This window comes from Egibacter rhizosphaerae, assembly GCF_004322855.1.
In the GTDB taxonomy this organism is placed as follows: Bacteria; Actinomycetota; Nitriliruptoria; order Euzebyales; family Egibacteraceae; genus Egibacter; species Egibacter rhizosphaerae.
This window is the reverse complement of record NZ_CP036402.1, coordinates 1,565,677-1,580,346: the sequence shown is the minus strand read 5'-3', so window position 1 is coordinate 1,580,346 and position 14,670 is coordinate 1,565,677. Positions and strand designations below refer to the sequence as shown.

The window sequence follows — 14,670 nt, the reverse complement described above, 5'->3', positions numbered from 1 at the left end:
GGAACGATGGCGGACCTTTCCACGATCACCGACACCGTGCTCGCTGCGGAACCGCTCGACGACGCGTCGTGGGTCGCGCATCTCGACCAGTCCGACCGCGAGTACGAACAGCGCGCCCGCGCCCGCGGGATCCACTTGGACGATCAGAGCGACCGCGAGGCGATCCTGCGGTTGTTCGACTGGGTCACCGACATCGCCGGCCAGCACGTGGCTGCGGTCGTCGGCGACGACGAGAGCGCCGTCACCGACGAGGTGATGCGGGAGGCGCACATGCAGGGGCTGGTGCTCGCGCATCGGCTCGCGGTGGTGTGCGCGATGCGGGAGCGGGCGGGTCGATGATGCGCAGCGTCGAGCAGGTCCGCGCTGCGCACTGCGACTCGAAGACGGCGTATCCGAACCGGTTCCAGGCGAAGTTCGAGGCCGACAAGGCGTCCGACCGCACCGGCGAGCTGATCCGCGCGTACCGGTGCGTGTTCTGCCCGGAGCATTTCCACATCGGCCATCCGCCGACCTATGAGCGGTTGGAGGAGTTGGCGTGGGCGGCGCGCCGCCACGCGCAAGGCGAGGAGCTGCCGTCGTGAGCCGCTTGGACGCGCTGCTCGCCGAAGCGCACGCGGCCCTGCCGCCCGACCGCTACGCGCGGCTCATGGACGGTGTCGAGACGACCCGGCAGGCGAGCGAGTGGGGCGACCGGTTCGCCGAGATGATGGTCGAGCGCGCGCTGCGCGACCGCGGTCGAGACCCGGTTGAGGTGTGCGACTGCGACGGGTCGGGCTGGATGCCCGGCGATGGCGGGATGGTGCCGTGCGCGGATTGCGCGCCGGAGCAGTGGCGGCGTTGGCAGGCGGGCCATCTCGGTTGTGACGACGCGGAGTGTGCGGAGTGCGCGAACCAGTCGTCGGGGCGGGCGACGGAGGAGGAGTTGTTGCCGCAGGTGTCCGAGCCGGAGCGGGCTGGCGACATCGCTGAGGTGTTGCCGTTGCAGGGGGGTGAGCGGTGAGGGTGCTCGTCTGCGGAAGCCGCGACTGGGACGACGAGCAGGCCGTCCACGCGGCGCTCTACGGGTGGTACGCCATCGCCAACGGGCGGGGCGACACGTTCACCGTGATCGAAGGCGGCGCGCCGGGCGCTGACAGGTGCGCCTTGACCTGGCCCGCACTCATCCCGCGCGGCCCGGGCATCCGCCACCAGCAATACCCCGCCGATTGGGACACGCACGGGAACGCGGCGGGGCCCATCCGCAACGAACGAATGCTTCGGGGCGGGCGGCCTGACCTCGTCCTCGCGTTCCACGAGGACCCCGAGTTGGGCCGCGGCACGGCCGACATGGTTGAGCGCGCCCGCAAAGCCGAGGTCCCTGTGTACGTGATCGGAAGGGGATAGCGATGCCGGTGAAGCGAGGCCGCGACAGCGAAGGGCCCTTCTACCGCTGGGGAAGCCAAGGCGCGAAATACCGGTATAGCCCCAGCAACAAGCAGTCGCGCCAGACGGCGAAACGCCGCGCCGAGAAACAGGGCCGCGCCGCGCGCGCCCGCGGCTACAGGGGGTGAGACGCATGCTGCACTGGCTGCTCTGCCGACTCGGACTCCGCCACACCCGCATATCCATGCTCGGCTTCGAAGACGCGAACTGGCTGATCTACCACCGCGAATGCGTCTACTGCGGACGCGCGCTCGGCGTGAGAGTGAGGCCCCGATGAGAATCCTCGCGATCGACGCGAGCCTGCGCAGCACCGGATGGGCCGTCGCGCCCGCCCACCACGGGCTCGTCAAACCCCCCAGCGACTATCGCGGCGCGCAGCGCCTCAACTTCATCGTGCGGGAACTCGCCCGCGTCGCCGCGCCGCATGACGACAGTGCCACGTCGTTGCAGCTCGACGTCGCGGTGATCGAGGGGGCGGCGTATCTGCGCACCAACCGCGCCTACGAGCTGGGCGAGCTGTCGGGCGTGGTGAAGTTGTGGCTGCACAGCCACGGGGTGCCGTATGTGGTGGTGCAGCCGAAGCGGTTGAAGAAGTACGCGACCGGCAATGGGAACGCGGACAAGGCGGCGATGGTGTCGGCGGCGCGCGATCGGCTGGGTTATGGGGGACGGTCGGATGATGAGGCGGATGCGTTGTGGTTGTGGCATTTGGCGGGGGAGGCGTTTGGGCTTGTGGCGTCGCCGCATGGTGAGCGGTCGCGGGTGGTGGACGAGGTCGACTGGCCGCGCCTTGCGTCCCGCGTGACGGGGTGATACTGTTTCGCGGCGTAGGCGGGGGTCTGATCCCTCCCGACTACAGGGCTGACGCCCCCGTCGCTTCGGCGGCGGGGGCTTCTTTCGTTCCACCGTTGACAGCCCCACCCTGTCGTTGTACGGTGTGGCCCTGTCAGCCGAACGGGAGGGGTCAGTGGTGAACGAGGAGAACGCGACGCTCGCGAACGTCAACCACAAGACGCAGCAACGCATGCGCGTCGCCGCGCACAAGCTCCGCCCCGGCGACTACCTCTACCCGCACCCCAACGACCCGCCGCATGCGATGTCGCCGGTGCAGGTCGCGAGCGTGGCGGTGAGCAATGGGGTGGTGCGGGTGTGGTCGCCGCGGGGGTCGGTGTTGCGGTTGGGGTCGCGGTCGTCGGTGTCGATCAGCCGCTCTCAAGGAGACGCGTGATGCGTTATGTGTCCAAGCCGCAAGAGGTCGAAGCCATCCAGTGGAGAGGTGACAACCCCGAGGAGGTCGCCTCATTCCTCGGTGGCATGGCGTACTTCGACGTGAGCGCGCCCGTAGGTGGCCCCGACGACGGCCAGCACGAGTTGACCATCGACGCCGGCAAGGATGGCGCGCAGGGGCCGGTGCCGGTGCCGGTTGGGCACTGGGTCGTTCGCAAGCCTGGCGACGTGACTCACCTGTGGCCGGTGGACCCCGACCACTTCGCGCATAAGTACGAGCCGGCAGACCAAGGGAGCAGCGATGAGTGACGAGATCGTGGACGCCGAAGTCGTCAACGACGACCAACAAGACAACAACGTCGCCGCCCTCGCACGCCGCGACGAACACGAAACCGCGCTCCTCCAACCCGCCGCCAGCGTCGAACACATCGGCCAAGCCTTCGAGGCCTACCAACACCTCCGCTCACGCATCCTCACCGACGCCGACTTTCAAGAGGCCGCCGGGTCGAGCTTCGTGAAACGATCCGGCTGGCGGAAGCTCTCGACCGCGTTCGGCGTCACGTTCGAGATCGTGCACCGCGACATCGAACGCGACGACCGCGGCGCCGTCCGCCGAGCCGAGTTCACGACCCGCGCGATCGCCCCCAACGGCCGCCAGGTCGACGGGTGGGGCGCGTGCGACGTGTTCGAGCGATGCTGCGAGCCCGGCTGCACGCGAGGGGGCCGCCATCAGCATTGCGCCGGCGTCGACGGCTTCCGGGCGCACGAGGACGCGTGGACGCACTTCTCGAAAGCCGAGCACGACATTCCCGCAACCGCGGAGACCCGGTCGAAGAACCGCGCGGCAGCGGACTTGTTCGGCATGGGGGAGGTGTCGGCGGAGGAGATGCAGGGGGTCGAGCAACGCGCCGGAAGTGGTCGGTCGCAGTCGAGCGGCGGCAGCAGCGGCGGCGGTGGCGGTCAGCGTGGTTCGCAGGGGTCCAGCGGCGGCGCGTCGCAGCAGTCCGCTAGCGACGCGCAGGTGAAGATGATCCGCTCGGTCTGCACTAGCCGCAAGGTCGGCGACGACTACGTGGACTGGCCCGATGAGCAGCAGATCTCCGACGACGAGTTGAAGGTGTTGATCCACGGCAAGTACGGCGTCCAGTCGACGAAGGAACTCGGCAAGAAGCAGGCGTCCGAGCTGATCGACGCGCTCACCGACGAGAACAAGCGCGCCGCAGCGATCGCGTGGACCCGCGAGCGCATGGGCGCACACCCCCCGGAGACGAACGTCGCCACCGGCGAGGACGCAGACGCGGACGCGGCCGAGCAGGAAGCCGCCGGCCCGCCGACCGCGCCCGAACCCGAAGAAACCCCCTTTTGACCCGCGCCACAACCCCAGCCGGTAGCCGCAACGGGAGGACACCGTGATGAGTGCCACGCCACACGTCAGCGCCCTATCGAAACAGCCGAGCCCGCAGCCGGTGTTCGCGCCGATCCTCGCCGAACGGTGGACCGAAGAGCGCGTCTCCGAAGACCCGAAGGAGCACGCGGTCGCGGGCACTCGGGTGCGCCACAGCGATGCGGGCAAGTGCTCGCGCGCGATCGGCTACCGCGTGCTCGGCGTCGACGAGACCAACCCGACCGACATGACGGGCTGGTGGAACATGGGCATCGGCACGATCTTGCACGACCAGTGGCAGGAGGAGGCGCAGCGCCGCTGGCCGCACGCCGAGGTCGAGGTGAAGGTCCGCGCCGACCCGAACGACGACGTGGGCAGCGGCCACGTCGACTTGGAGGTGCGCGACGGGCCCGTGGAGGGGCTGGCGAGCGTCGAAGTGAAGACGATCGGCGGCTACGGGTTCAAGCGGAGCGTTGGCGCATACACGGGCCGCAAGCGGCAGCCGCCGGAGGGGCCTCGGTTCGACCATATCGTGCAGGGCGCGGTGAACGCGCACTCGAAAGGCGCGGACCGGCTCGTGATCGTCTACCTGAGCAAAGAGGCGATCAGTGCCCAATCGGCCGACCGCGACGGCATCCCCGACCATCTGCGGATCGTCGCCGAGTGGCACTACGAACCCGAGGAGTTCACGCCGATCGCGCTCGGCGAGATCGAGCGGTGGCGCGACATTGTTGAGGCGGTCGACGCGGGTTATGTGCCGCCGCGCTACATCCCTGAGCACGTCGATGTGGTGACGAACCCGGAGACGGGGCGGATGAGCGGTGGCGGGAAGTATCCGTTGTGTGCGTATTGCACGCACCGTGACCAGTGCATCAACGATGGCTGAGGTTCGCTGCGGCTCGGCTTTTCCCGGCGTGGCTAGGCGCGTCCCCGCATGGTGCGGCTTGGTTTGGCTAGCCGGGCTTGCCGAGGCAGGGCTGGGCTTCCCTTCTCGCCGCGGGGCTAGGCGCGGCATGGCTTGGCGCGGCGGGGCAAGGCCCGGCTCGTCTCCCCTTCCCCTGGCCAGGCGCGACCTGTCTGGGCTTGGCATGGCCTGGCGCGGCTCGGCACGGCGGGTCATGGCTTTTCTCCCCTCTGGCGCGGCATGGCTCGTATCGGCGCGGCGTGGCAGGGCATATCGGGGCTCGGCCCGGCTCATCTCCCCTCCGCGTGGCGAGGCTTGGCGCGTCCAGGCGAGCCCTCGCGGGGCCAGGCCTGGCGTGGCATCGCCAGGCGCGGCAACACAAGGCTTCCCTTCCCCCCGCTCCACGGGCAGCGGACACCCGCCCCGCCATCTATCGCGCCACACACCCAGTGGCGCACGTAGCCAGAAAGGAAGGTGACGAACCATGCAGGTTCTCCTCACCGCCGACGGCCGCAGCGAGGCCGGAGGCACCCCGCTGGTAGTGCACAACGAACGTCTCGCCGACCCGCTCGACGACTACGCGCGAGCGATCGCAGCCGTCAGCAAGAAGCGCAACAAGACCGAGGCCGACTTGTGGGAGATCTCCCGCTTGGAGTTCTACGGCAGCCTCTACACGAACGGGAACGGGCCGTGCCTGCCCGCGTGGAACGTGTTGCGGTGCTTGCAGGACGGCGCCAAGCGGATCAAGCGCGGCCAAGACGTCCTCCGCGGCGTGTTCCCACTCACCGAACACGCCGACCTCGTGTACGACGGGCCGCGAGACCCGGAGGAACTGTGGAAGGACGGCAGTTTCCGGCTGCGGAAGACGGTCGGTGTGCAGAAGAACCGGACGCCGCGGACGCGCGGCATGTTTACGGAGTGGTCGTTCTCGCTGCCGGTCGAGGTCGATCCGGTGATCTTCGACCCTGACACGCTCTCGGAGTGCTGGCGCCACGCTGGCCGCTACGCGGGCTTGGGGGAGATGCGGCCGATCTACGGGAAGTTCCTTGCGACGGCGACGGAGTGGCCGATGTCGCAGGACGTGGCTGTGGAGGAGGCCGCGTACGCGCTGGCGATGTCTGTGTCTGCGGAGCAGGTGCAGCGTGACGATCAGAACCGCGCGGAGCGGTATGTTTCGCCGGCTTCGCGGCTGGTGGAGGCGGCTGCGGAGAAGGCGAAGTCGCTGCGTGGGCATGGGAATGGTCATGCCTAGTAGCTCGTACGCGGCGGGGACGCAGGTGTGCCTGCGTCCCCGCCGCGTCGCGTGCTCGCGTTCGCCGATCACGCGCCCCAGCGCTCACCGGAGAGGAGCACGGAGATGAGTGAACGACTGAACTGCCGCCGGAACCGGGTCGCATGGAAGCTAGCCAACCTGGCACTACATCTCGGCACGCCGCGATACCGGATGCTCATCGGACAGGCGGTTCGTCGTGGTCTTGTGCTTCAGCGCCGCGAGACCGAGGAGATTCTGGAGAATCTTGAGGAGATGAGGGCGGGGATTGCGGCCACGCAGCGTGAGGGGGGTCGACGGTGAGCGGTGACGACGTGACGCACTACTGCGGCGACGGCTGCGACGAGACGCACGGTGAGGGGCACTGGTTCGCGACCTACCAGTGCGTGATCTGCGGCGCGACAAGGGAGGCGCAAGGTGAGCGGTGATGACGCGCCGGAGTGGATCGTCAAGCAGGGCTGCGGTCACGTCTCCCGCTGGGTACTGGCCAGCAAGCCCGAGCACTTCAACGGCGACTGGCCCGACGACGGCACCCAGCCGTGCAAGGGCGCGCCGATCATCGGCTGGGGTGAGTGGTGCCCCCGCTGCCGCGACATCGTGTCCGTGAGGGAGGTTGCAGACTGGTGAGTGACGACGCGCTGACCCGCGCTGGCCCGCGACGAGAGGTGACCCGGTGAGCACCACAGCCGAGGACACCTACCTACGCCCCCGCGCCCAACGCGCCCTCACCACCCTCCAACACGCCCACACCGAACCCACCACCAACGGCTGGGTCTGCTCCATGCGCCTCCAACACTGGCGCAGCGCCGGCCAAGGATGGTGGCGAGCCCTCTCCGAACTCCGCAACGCCGGCCACACCATCACCAAACAGGTGTGCCACTGCCCCACACGCTGCCGCCCCCGCCGAGACGCCGCCCGCGAACGCGGCGACCCCGCCCCCGTCCGCTACGCCTACCGCCTCGAACTCGACTAGAGCTTCGACAGCGCCTTACTCAACGACGACACCCGATCCGCGCCGACCAGCTTCCGCGACGACGGCAACCCCGACAGCGTCTCCGCCGCCGGACCGCCGACCGCGAACACCTTGCCGCCGCGCTCGATCTCCGCGCGCGCCTGCTCCGCGTCCGAGGTGAACACGCCCTCGCGCTTGGCCGCCACGACCGCTGCGGCCGACAGCTCGTCCGCGCCTTCTGCATAGACCAGCATCTCGAACCTCGCCTCCTCGATCTCCTCGCCCTCGTCGCCATCGTCGCCGGGGGATAGGCCGGAGAGCTTCGACACCGACGGATACTTGTGCGTGCCCGGACACGACTTCGACGCGTCCAGATCGCGATGACCCCGCGACCGATACCCCTCAGACACGTGGCCGCGCTCGATGCGCCAGCGCACAAGATCCCCCGACGCGGCGACCTGCTGCGACGTCAACCCATGCCGGTTCCCATCGCCGGGCCACAGCACCCCCCACGACGAGTCGTTGTGGCCCGCCACGTGCGCGCCCTGCGAATCGCCGCGCCCCTCATACACACGCCCCGAGGGGAACACGCAGTCGTTGTAGCCGAAGCCGCGCCAGCCGATCGACTTGTGCCACGCGTCGATCGCGTCGACGCGCGCGACCTCCTGGGCCACCGACATGCTCGCGTCGACCGGCGCGCCGTCCTCGGTGTGCCACACCACCATGTCGACCGGCGTCGACAAGCCCCCGCCACGCGCGATACCCAGCTCGGAACGCGACCGCGTCAACAACGGCTACGCCTCCTCGTCGACGTCGAGGCCGATCAGCTCCGCGGCCTCGCGCACCGAACCGACACCCAGCGCCTGCAGATAGCCCTCGGCCTCCTCGTCGCTGCGCGGCGCCTGTTTGAACAGCGCGTAGGCGGCGGCGGCCCGGTGAGTCTCGTCGGGCCACGTCCACCGCTCGGCGGCCTTGCCGATCGCAGCGCCGACGAGCATGGCGACGATCACCGCGACCGCCTCGGCGGCCTGCGCCACCCCGTCGGGCACGGCGACCGCGTCGAGCCCCCAGTCGGCGAGGCGGACGAGCAGCGTGGCGACGGCGCCGGTGAGGCCGGCGGCGGTGGCGGGCGGATGGTCGCGGGCGGCGCGGCGCGCGCGGTGGGCGGCGTTAGCGAGGCGGTTCACTCGCGTCTCCTTGGTCGACGTCGACGGGCTCACCCGATTCTGCCACAGGTTGTTCCTGTAGTTCGCGGCGGAGTTCGCCGAGCGCCTGCACCGCGTCGGCGAGGTCGACCTTCAAGGCGGCGTTCTCGGTTTCGAGCTTGGCGATGCGGTCGGCGAGCCGGTCGATGACCTTGTGCGCGTCAGCCACCCTGGGTCTCCTCCATGCGGTCGGCGAGTTCTTGGATCGCGCGCCACGCGAACGCGGCGAGCTGCACGCCCGACACGGCCCACGAGACACGCTCGCCGCGCTCGTCGGGCACGTCGCGGCGGAGCAGGTCGGGCAGGTCGTCGGCGATCACGCCGACGCGGCGCTTGTCGGCGTCGCGGTGCTTCTTGGCGAACGTGACGACGTCGGTGGCAAGCACGGTGTTGAGCGCGGAGTCGAGCGGTTCGATGTCGCGTTTCGACGCGCGGGCGGACTGCTCGTCGAACGAGTCGGCGTTGATGCTCGTGTAGTTCGTGTCGCCGGTGCCCTCAAGCGCGCCAATGTGCCCGTCGAAGAACCGGAACGTCGTCCCGTCGCTTCGACCCACGCGCAAGCCCGACCCGCGCCAGTCCTCACCGAGCCCCATGTACGGGGCCGTGCCGCCGTCAGAAGCGCGGAAAAGCCCGTTCGTGTTGTTGAGCGTCGCGTTCATCGTCTGCGTCACGCTCGTGCCGCTGTTCACGTACGGGTGGCTGTGGAACGGGTCGTTGGAGTTGATGTAGCTCTGCACATAGTTCTGCGTCGCGACCTCGCTGCCCGAATACTGCAGCGACCCGAGGCCGCTGGGGATCAGGTTGATGGAGCCCTGCGGAACGTCGACCACCAGCCCGCCATCGGTCACGCCGATCTCGGCGCCATCGTTCTCGATGGCGATCTCCATCTCCGGCTGCCGGCCGCCGCCTTCGTACTTCAACGTGAATGTCGGCGCGTCGATCGAGATCGTCGCCTCGATCTCGCCCGCTCCGATGCGGTCCGCTGAGATCGTGCCCGCCGTGATGTTGTTCGCGTTCAAGTTGATGACGTCGATCACGCCCGCGTTGATCGTGCCCGCCGTAATCTTGTCCGCCGTAAGACTCTGGACCTTCTCGTCCGTCACCGACCCGTCGCCATAGTCGCCCGTATCCACCTGCAACGGCTCGACCTCGACCCCATCCGACCACTCGCCCACAGTGCCCGCCGCATCGACCGCGCGGACGCGCGCCCACTTGCCCGCACCAACCGTGATCTCCTCGACGATCGCCCACGTCGACGCGGTCGCCACATCGTCGAGCACGTCGCCGAACCCGCTGTCGATCGCGACCTGCAACTGGTAATAACCGTGGCCGTGCACCAGCGACGAGCCCGACCAGCCGACGAACGCGCCCGACGGGCGACCCCGACGAATCGACACGATCTGCGGCACGGGATCTTCGTCCTCAACCGGCGACTCGTGCGCGTCGATCGCCCCCTCGACGTTGGCGGATGTCTCTACCCCCGCGCGCGCGAGCCGCGACTTGAGGTTCGCCGCGAAATCGCTGTCGAGCCCCGCATGCTCAATCAGGTCGCCGATCACACGGTCGCGGTCGCTAGCCATCGTCGATCACCCGCAACGTCACCACACACGGGCCCTCCAAGCTGTGCCCATCCGTCGACAAGCGCAGATTCGGGCCGCGCACGATCTGGTCGATCACCGCCCAATAGTGCCGCCCCAGCTCCTGCACCTCGACCGGCTCGCCGTCGCGTTCGATGCGCTTTAGCCAGTCGAACTCGCGCTCGGGGTCGGCGTGCTCGACGCCGCCGTGGAACCGCGCCACCGTCTCGTACAGGTTCAAGGGGACCTGCACCACGTCGCTGCGGTCCGGCACCCCATAGGCGCGCAACAGCCAGCGCGTCACCACCGGCGCCTCACCGCCGCCCGCAGACAGGGTCACTCGCGACTGCGCGTACTCACCGCGCCCCCCGACGCGCACCCGCAACGTCGGATCGCTGACGCTCGACACCGACCCGCGACCCGCCGGATCGTCGCTGCCGTCGACGCGCACCTCGGCGGCCACCGTCGCGCCGACCGGCAACGAGTCGGCGTGCACATCGAACGACCAGAACACCTTCTCCTCGTCGAGCCCGAACGCCACACGCCCCGAATCGACCCAGCCCTCGCCGACCGGCACCGTCGACTCGCGGAACACGCCCTCGCCCTCGACCACGAACACGCGCCGGTCGTCGAACGTGACCACCGACACGCACTCGCCGCTCGACACGCCCTCGGCCTCAAGATCCGGCGCCCACGCGGCCACCAGGTCCTGCCCCGGCAGGAACCGCGTCAAGTCGATCCGCCCGAGACTCGGCCCGCCCCCGTTGTCCGGGTCGCTCCACGTGAACCACACGAACCGACCGTGCGGCTCCAAATCGCGCACCGGCCCGCCCGTCTCCACCACCGGGCCGATCTGCACCCCCTCGCCCTCCTCGACGCCGAGCCGCACACCCTTGCTCGTGCCCAACACCACCAAGCCGAGGTAGAACACCATCGCGTAGACACGCTCGCCGTCGGGCAACCGTCCCGCCTGCGCCCCGGCGCGCAGCCGCGTGCCGTCCTCGCGGATCCCCCACCGGTACACCATCGACGTGTCGCCCGAATGGCCCGCCGCGAAGATGAACCGCAGCCCCTCGCCGAACGTGTCCCACTGCCAATCCGGGTTCACCAGCGCCGACACCGGATCGGGCGGATCAGGATCGGTGATGTCGCTCACGTCGTACACGTCCGCGCCAGCCGCCGCCATCAACCGGCCCTTCGCGAACGCGACCCGGTCGGCGACGAGGTCGTTGATCGTCGCCGGATTGTCCGAGGTCGACGTGACCGCCTCGATCCCGTCGCTCTCGGTCGCGCAATACACCCGCTCGCCGTCGGTGGCGACGTCGACGATCGTCGACGAGAACGACGACGTGTCCGACCAGCTCGACCCGTTCCAGTAGGACAAGAAGTTGCCGCGCACCACGTACAGGCGGCCCGCCGCCACGATCGCCTTGCCGACCGTGCCCGAGAACGAGTCGATCCGCTCCGCGCGCGGCAACAAGGTCAACTCGCCGCGCTCCCACGGGTCCACGCCGCGTGACGCATCGAACCGGCGCGGCGACGCCTCCTCGCGGTCGCGCCACAACTGACCCGACCCGTGCGTCCAATCGTGCTGCGACCGACGCCACAAGTCCCGCGGATTCAGCGACTGCTCGCCGGGCACCTCCGACACGTCGATCTGCTGCCGCTGCGTCTCCAACGTGCCGCGCTGCCACTGGTCCACGTCGACCGCGAAGCTGCGCCCCGCGATCGCGACCGCATAGGCCCCCGGCACCTCGCCCGACCGCGCGCGCATCCTACGGCGCCTTCCCCGGCGGGAACGCCGCCGCCTGCGCCGCCAACGCATCGCTCACCGCACGCCGATACAGCCCGTCGACCTGCTGGCGGAAGAACCCGCCCGCCTGCATCTCCTGCGCGTCCCGCGGCCCACGCGCCGTGTCGCGCTGCAACAACTCGCCCATCACGCCCGGCGGCACGCGCCGCGCCGCGCCGACCTCCAACACCTCCTCGGCATAGTCGGGCACGCCGCACACGGCCTGCACATCGTCCGACTCCGACGTGAACTCGGAGAACCCGCGCGTGTAGATGATCCGCACCGACTTGCCCTCGGCGCCCCACACGCGCACCACCGCCCCCGACCCGTGCTCGTCCGGGTCGGGCTTGCGGATCACCCGCCAGCCGATGCGCGCCTCCTTGCCAGAGACCGGCCTCACGTCGTAGACGCCGAGCACCGCATGGTTACCCTCGGGTTCGAGGGTCACGACGCTCTCATCGCCACTCAGCGCCTTCGTCGTCGCCTCGAACCCCAACAAGCCTGTGCCCGACAGCTCGCGCAGCTCGCGCAGCATCGAATCCCACAGCACATGCCGCGGCGCGCGCGGGTTGCGGCGCACCGTCGCCGCCTCGAAATGCGACTCGACCGGCGAGCCGCGGAAACCGCGCTCGACCTCCGCGACCGGCTGCGGCAAATCCGGATCGGCGCGCCACACGTACATCAGCTCGCGGCCGACCTCTAACACCTCGCCGACCGCCAGCGACCGCACGGGGAACTCCAACTCGACCTCGCCGTCCGACGTCGACAGCGGCGCGGCGAGCCGGTTGCGTTCCGCGCGCAGCCCACCGGTCAGATGCCACTCAGCGCGGTCGAGCAGTTCACCCACCGTCGCCATCGTCGCCCTCGCTCTCGATCTCGTCGAGCCGCCGCTCGATCTCGTCGAGCTGGCCGTCGACGTCGCGTAGCCGCTCGTGCATCTCCGGCACCTGCTCGAACACGCGGCCCCGCGGGCCCGCGTCGCCGTCGTCAGCGAACGAGCCCGGCTCGCGCAGCTCGATCCGCAGCTCGCGCAGCGCCTCTTGCTGCTCATCGAACGCCGACCCGAAGTGCCAGCCGACGATCAGCACGAACACGACCGCCGCGACCCCCAGCGCCAAGTCCAGCCAGTCGCGCAGCCTCATCCCAGCCCCGCTCCCGCGACCACACCCAAGATCGCCGACACGATGATGCTCAACGCCAACAGCGCGTTTCGTACCGGGATCTGCCCCTCGCGGGCTTTGAGGTGCGCGATGTCGGTGCGGTTGTCGCGCACCTGCCCGTTGATGCGCTTGACCTCCTCGGTCAGCGACGTCACGTCGCCGCGGAGCCCCTTGATCTGAACGATCAGCTCGCGCGCGGTCGGCTCGTCGTCGGTCACGACTCGCTCCAACGTCGCTTCCACAAGCTCACGCCCCCTCATCGCTCGCCACACGGCGGCCCCCGCCGAGCCTCATCGCTCGGCGGGGAGCCGCCCCGACAACCGCCCTGCCCCGTGGCGGTTACACGGTGAGGCTGTTGAAACGGGCAGCGTGACGGTCGCGGCGGAACTCCAAGCTCCGCTCCGACACCAGGAAGCCGCTGGTGTAGTCACCGACCGTCGAGCGCGGCACGAACTGCATCGGCCGCAGCGGACGTTGGATCGCCTGATCCCGGTTGTACAGGAACACGTCCTTGTCCTTCACCTCGCGGCTCTTGACCACCGTCACGTCGCCGTAGGAGGTGAACAGCACGTCGACCATCTCGCCGCGACCGTTGTCGACGCGCTGCAACCGGATCTGGTTGTTGTCGAAGTCGTCGATCACGGCCTTCTGCGCGATCGAGCAGAGCAGCCGATCCGCCGACCCGCCCTTCTCGTAGATGGTCTGCAACTGGTCGCGGATCGACGAGTAGTCCAGATCGCTGGTGGACGAGTCGACATTCTCGGTGATGTAGAACGTGAGGCCGCCCATCGCGCGGCGCTCCGCCGACTCGTCGTTGAAGCGGGTGCCGTAGATCAGCGCCTGCTCGCGAGCGACGAACTGCTCGCGGGTGCGCCGCTCGGCCTGATGGTTGTACTCCGACGCGACACCCCAACGCTGCGTCACCATCTTCGTGCCCGACACCTTCACCAGCGTCGGCCCGAAGATCTGCGTGAAGTTGTGCCGGTCAGTGCGGTCGAGCGCCCGGTTCTCCTGCGGATCGCTGCCCTCGGGCAGCATCGCGCCGAGCCCGGTCACGTCGTCGCCCGCATCGTGCGTGGACGCCGTGGTCGACATGACACCGCGCGCCACGTCGAGCACCCCGTCGCTGTCGTTGTAGCCGGTGACGCGCAGCTTTTCGTCGTCGATCATCACGACATCGCCGGTCTGGAACCGCTGCCGCTCGTCGTTCGAGCCGAGATCCATCGTCTCCTGCGCGTCGGTCATCGCGTCGCTGAGCGTCGCGCGCGGCAGCAGCAACGTCTCGTCCTGCCACTCGACCTTCTTCTGGCTCGCCGGACGGGACGACAGGATCGTCCGCCCGTCCGCGCCGTACTGGCCCTGCAACACCACATCGGACGGGTCGAGCAGCGCGATCAGCGGCTCGAAGTCGCGCGGCTGGCCCGCGGTGAACTGGTACTCGGTCAGCGGTCGCTCGTCAGGCATCGGCCTGCTCCTTGCTCGACGTCAAAGCCGCCTCGCCCTGCTCGCGGACGCGGCGGCGGGCCTGCTCGAACCGGCCGCGATAGTCGGCGTACTGCTTCACGCCGACCTCGTGGCCCTTCGAGTTGATGATCGGCATCTGGAACCCGCCGGGGCGGTCCTCGTGCGCGACGCCGGCTTCCCAGCGGTTGTAGCGAGTGCGCTGCGGACGCACCGCGTTGCGCCGCGTCGGCGTCGCCTGCGGCGACAACATCACCGTGGCGGCCTTGCACGCGAAGCACGACGAGTCGTGCTGACCGTGATGGCGTCGCTGCAT

General features: G+C 69.3%; 24 protein-coding genes. 14 read left to right on the top strand and 10 right to left on the bottom strand.

Annotated features, from left to right (window positions below; all coding sequences use genetic code 11):
* Positions 1-6 precede the first annotated feature (6 nt).
* The 14 genes from ER308_RS07300 (at position 7) to ER308_RS07235 (ending at position 7,180) form a co-directional block, all read left to right on the top strand.
* The gene (locus ER308_RS07300; protein ID WP_131154368.1) at positions 7-339 is read left to right on the top strand and encodes a hypothetical protein; all 333 of its coding nucleotides are present in this window, start codon (positions 7-9) and stop codon (positions 337-339) included.
* Positions 336-581 carry a hypothetical protein gene (locus ER308_RS07295; RefSeq protein ID WP_131154367.1) on the top strand — a complete coding sequence of 82 codons (246 nt, stop codon included), beginning with the start codon at positions 336-338 and terminating at the stop codon, positions 579-581. Before ER308_RS07300 ends, ER308_RS07295 begins: the two co-directional genes overlap by 4 nt.
* Entirely contained in the window at positions 578-1,000 is a 423-nt protein-coding gene (locus ER308_RS07290; RefSeq protein ID WP_131154366.1) for a hypothetical protein, read from the top strand. Before ER308_RS07295 ends, ER308_RS07290 begins: the two co-directional genes overlap by 4 nt.
* Positions 997-1,383, top strand: a complete 387-nt coding sequence (locus ER308_RS07285) for an SLOG family protein (RefSeq protein WP_131154365.1) — start codon at positions 997-999, stop codon at positions 1,381-1,383. Before ER308_RS07290 ends, ER308_RS07285 begins: the two co-directional genes overlap by 4 nt.
* A 312-nt stretch (positions 1,384-1,695) precedes the next feature.
* Positions 1,696-2,235, top strand: a complete 540-nt coding sequence (locus ER308_RS07280; protein ID WP_131154364.1) for a crossover junction endodeoxyribonuclease RuvC — start codon at positions 1,696-1,698, stop codon at positions 2,233-2,235.
* Between the two features lie 157 nt (positions 2,236-2,392).
* Positions 2,393-2,650 (top strand): hypothetical protein, encoded by a 258-nt coding sequence (locus ER308_RS07275; RefSeq protein WP_131154363.1) that lies wholly within the window; start codon positions 2,393-2,395, stop codon positions 2,648-2,650.
* Positions 2,650-2,958, top strand: a complete 309-nt coding sequence (locus ER308_RS07270; protein ID WP_131154362.1) for a hypothetical protein — start codon at positions 2,650-2,652, stop codon at positions 2,956-2,958. The genes ER308_RS07275 and ER308_RS07270 overlap by 1 nt, the downstream gene beginning before the upstream one ends.
* Positions 2,951-4,015, top strand: coding sequence for a hypothetical protein (locus tag ER308_RS07265; protein ID WP_165491885.1), 1,065 nt, complete (start codon positions 2,951-2,953; stop codon positions 4,013-4,015). Before ER308_RS07270 ends, ER308_RS07265 begins: the two co-directional genes overlap by 8 nt.
* Before the next feature lie 46 nt (positions 4,016-4,061).
* The gene (locus ER308_RS07260; protein WP_131154360.1) at positions 4,062-4,919 is read left to right on the top strand and encodes a hypothetical protein; all 858 of its coding nucleotides are present in this window, start codon (positions 4,062-4,064) and stop codon (positions 4,917-4,919) included.
* A 502-nt stretch (positions 4,920-5,421) separates the two neighbouring features.
* Positions 5,422-6,189, top strand: a complete 768-nt coding sequence (locus ER308_RS07250; RefSeq protein ID WP_131154358.1) for a hypothetical protein — start codon at positions 5,422-5,424, stop codon at positions 6,187-6,189.
* Positions 6,190-6,294: 105 nt separating this feature from the next.
* Positions 6,295-6,510 (top strand): hypothetical protein, encoded by a 216-nt coding sequence (locus tag ER308_RS07245; RefSeq protein ID WP_131154357.1) that lies wholly within the window; start codon positions 6,295-6,297, stop codon positions 6,508-6,510.
* A complete protein-coding gene (locus tag ER308_RS22745) occupies positions 6,507-6,635 on the top strand; it encodes a hypothetical protein (protein ID WP_276319878.1) in 129 nt (42 codons plus the stop codon). The genes ER308_RS07245 and ER308_RS22745 overlap by 4 nt, the downstream gene beginning before the upstream one ends.
* Positions 6,625-6,834, top strand: a complete 210-nt coding sequence (locus ER308_RS07240; protein ID WP_131154356.1) for a hypothetical protein — start codon at positions 6,625-6,627, stop codon at positions 6,832-6,834. Before ER308_RS22745 ends, ER308_RS07240 begins: the two co-directional genes overlap by 11 nt.
* Before the next feature lie 46 nt (positions 6,835-6,880).
* Entirely contained in the window at positions 6,881-7,180 is a 300-nt protein-coding gene (locus ER308_RS07235; RefSeq protein ID WP_131154355.1) for a hypothetical protein, read from the top strand.
* Here the strand turns inward: ER308_RS07235 and ER308_RS07230 are convergent.
* From ER308_RS07230 to ER308_RS07185, 10 genes are all read right to left on the bottom strand, one after another.
* Positions 7,177-7,950 carry a peptidoglycan recognition protein family protein gene (locus ER308_RS07230; protein WP_131154354.1) on the bottom strand — a complete coding sequence of 258 codons (774 nt, stop codon included), beginning with the start codon at positions 7,948-7,950 and terminating at the stop codon, positions 7,177-7,179. The two genes, ER308_RS07235 and ER308_RS07230, sit on opposite strands and share 4 nt — an antisense overlap.
* Positions 7,951-7,953: 3 nt before the next feature.
* Complete coding sequence (locus ER308_RS07225; protein ID WP_131154353.1) at positions 7,954-8,346, bottom strand: hypothetical protein; 393 nt, start codon at positions 8,344-8,346, stop codon at positions 7,954-7,956.
* Complete coding sequence (locus ER308_RS07220) at positions 8,330-8,533, bottom strand: hypothetical protein (RefSeq protein ID WP_131154352.1); 204 nt, start codon at positions 8,531-8,533, stop codon at positions 8,330-8,332. Before ER308_RS07220 ends, ER308_RS07225 begins: the two co-directional genes overlap by 17 nt.
* Positions 8,526-9,944, bottom strand: coding sequence for a tail fiber domain-containing protein (locus ER308_RS07215; protein WP_131154351.1), 1,419 nt, complete (start codon positions 9,942-9,944; stop codon positions 8,526-8,528). Before ER308_RS07215 ends, ER308_RS07220 begins: the two co-directional genes overlap by 8 nt.
* A complete protein-coding gene (locus ER308_RS21445; protein ID WP_165491884.1) occupies positions 9,937-11,715 on the bottom strand; it encodes a hypothetical protein in 1,779 nt (592 codons plus the stop codon). The genes ER308_RS07215 and ER308_RS21445 overlap by 8 nt, the downstream gene beginning before the upstream one ends.
* Position 11,716: 1 nt before the next feature.
* Complete coding sequence (locus ER308_RS07205) at positions 11,717-12,580, bottom strand: hypothetical protein (protein WP_131154350.1); 864 nt, start codon at positions 12,578-12,580, stop codon at positions 11,717-11,719.
* On the bottom strand, positions 12,573-12,875 hold the full coding sequence (locus tag ER308_RS07200; RefSeq protein ID WP_131154349.1) for a hypothetical protein: 303 nt from the start codon (positions 12,873-12,875) through the stop codon (positions 12,573-12,575). The genes ER308_RS07205 and ER308_RS07200 overlap by 8 nt, the downstream gene beginning before the upstream one ends.
* Positions 12,872-13,111 carry a hypothetical protein gene (locus ER308_RS07195; protein WP_131154348.1) on the bottom strand — a complete coding sequence of 80 codons (240 nt, stop codon included), beginning with the start codon at positions 13,109-13,111 and terminating at the stop codon, positions 12,872-12,874. Before ER308_RS07195 ends, ER308_RS07200 begins: the two co-directional genes overlap by 4 nt.
* Before the next feature lie 121 nt (positions 13,112-13,232).
* Positions 13,233-14,357, bottom strand: coding sequence for an SU10 major capsid protein (locus ER308_RS07190; RefSeq protein ID WP_131154347.1), 1,125 nt, complete (start codon positions 14,355-14,357; stop codon positions 13,233-13,235).
* Positions 14,350-14,670, bottom strand: a complete 321-nt coding sequence (locus ER308_RS07185; protein ID WP_131154346.1) for a hypothetical protein — start codon at positions 14,668-14,670, stop codon at positions 14,350-14,352. The genes ER308_RS07190 and ER308_RS07185 overlap by 8 nt, the downstream gene beginning before the upstream one ends.

Excerpts from the sequence above, each read along its gene's own strand:
- ER308_RS07300 (WP_131154368.1), top strand. The coding sequence starts at position 7 with ATGGCGGACCTTTCCACGATCACCGACACCGTGCTCGCTGCGGAACCG.
- ER308_RS07295 (WP_131154367.1), top strand. The coding sequence starts at position 336 with ATGATGCGCAGCGTCGAGCAGGTCCGCGCTGCGCACTGCGACTCGAAG.
- ER308_RS07280 (WP_131154364.1), top strand. The coding sequence starts at position 1,696 with ATGAGAATCCTCGCGATCGACGCGAGCCTGCGCAGCACCGGATGGGCC.
- ER308_RS07270 (WP_131154362.1), top strand. The coding sequence starts at position 2,650 with ATGCGTTATGTGTCCAAGCCGCAAGAGGTCGAAGCCATCCAGTGGAGA.
- ER308_RS07265 (WP_165491885.1), top strand. The coding sequence starts at position 2,951 with ATGAGTGACGAGATCGTGGACGCCGAAGTCGTCAACGACGACCAACAA.
- ER308_RS07260 (WP_131154360.1), top strand. The coding sequence starts at position 4,062 with ATGAGTGCCACGCCACACGTCAGCGCCCTATCGAAACAGCCGAGCCCG.
- ER308_RS07250 (WP_131154358.1), top strand. The coding sequence starts at position 5,422 with ATGCAGGTTCTCCTCACCGCCGACGGCCGCAGCGAGGCCGGAGGCACC.
- ER308_RS07245 (WP_131154357.1), top strand. The coding sequence starts at position 6,295 with ATGAGTGAACGACTGAACTGCCGCCGGAACCGGGTCGCATGGAAGCTA.
- ER308_RS07215 (WP_131154351.1), bottom strand. The coding sequence starts at position 9,944 with ATGGCTAGCGACCGCGACCGTGTGATCGGCGACCTGATTGAGCATGCG.
- ER308_RS21445 (WP_165491884.1), bottom strand. The coding sequence starts at position 11,715 with ATGCGCGCGCGGTCGGGCGAGGTGCCGGGGGCCTATGCGGTCGCGATC.
- ER308_RS07200 (WP_131154349.1), bottom strand. The coding sequence starts at position 12,875 with ATGAGGCTGCGCGACTGGCTGGACTTGGCGCTGGGGGTCGCGGCGGTC.
- ER308_RS07190 (WP_131154347.1), bottom strand. The coding sequence starts at position 14,357 with ATGCCTGACGAGCGACCGCTGACCGAGTACCAGTTCACCGCGGGCCAG.
- ER308_RS07185 (WP_131154346.1), bottom strand. The coding sequence starts at position 14,670 with ATGCAGCGACGCCATCACGGTCAGCACGACTCGTCGTGCTTCGCGTGC.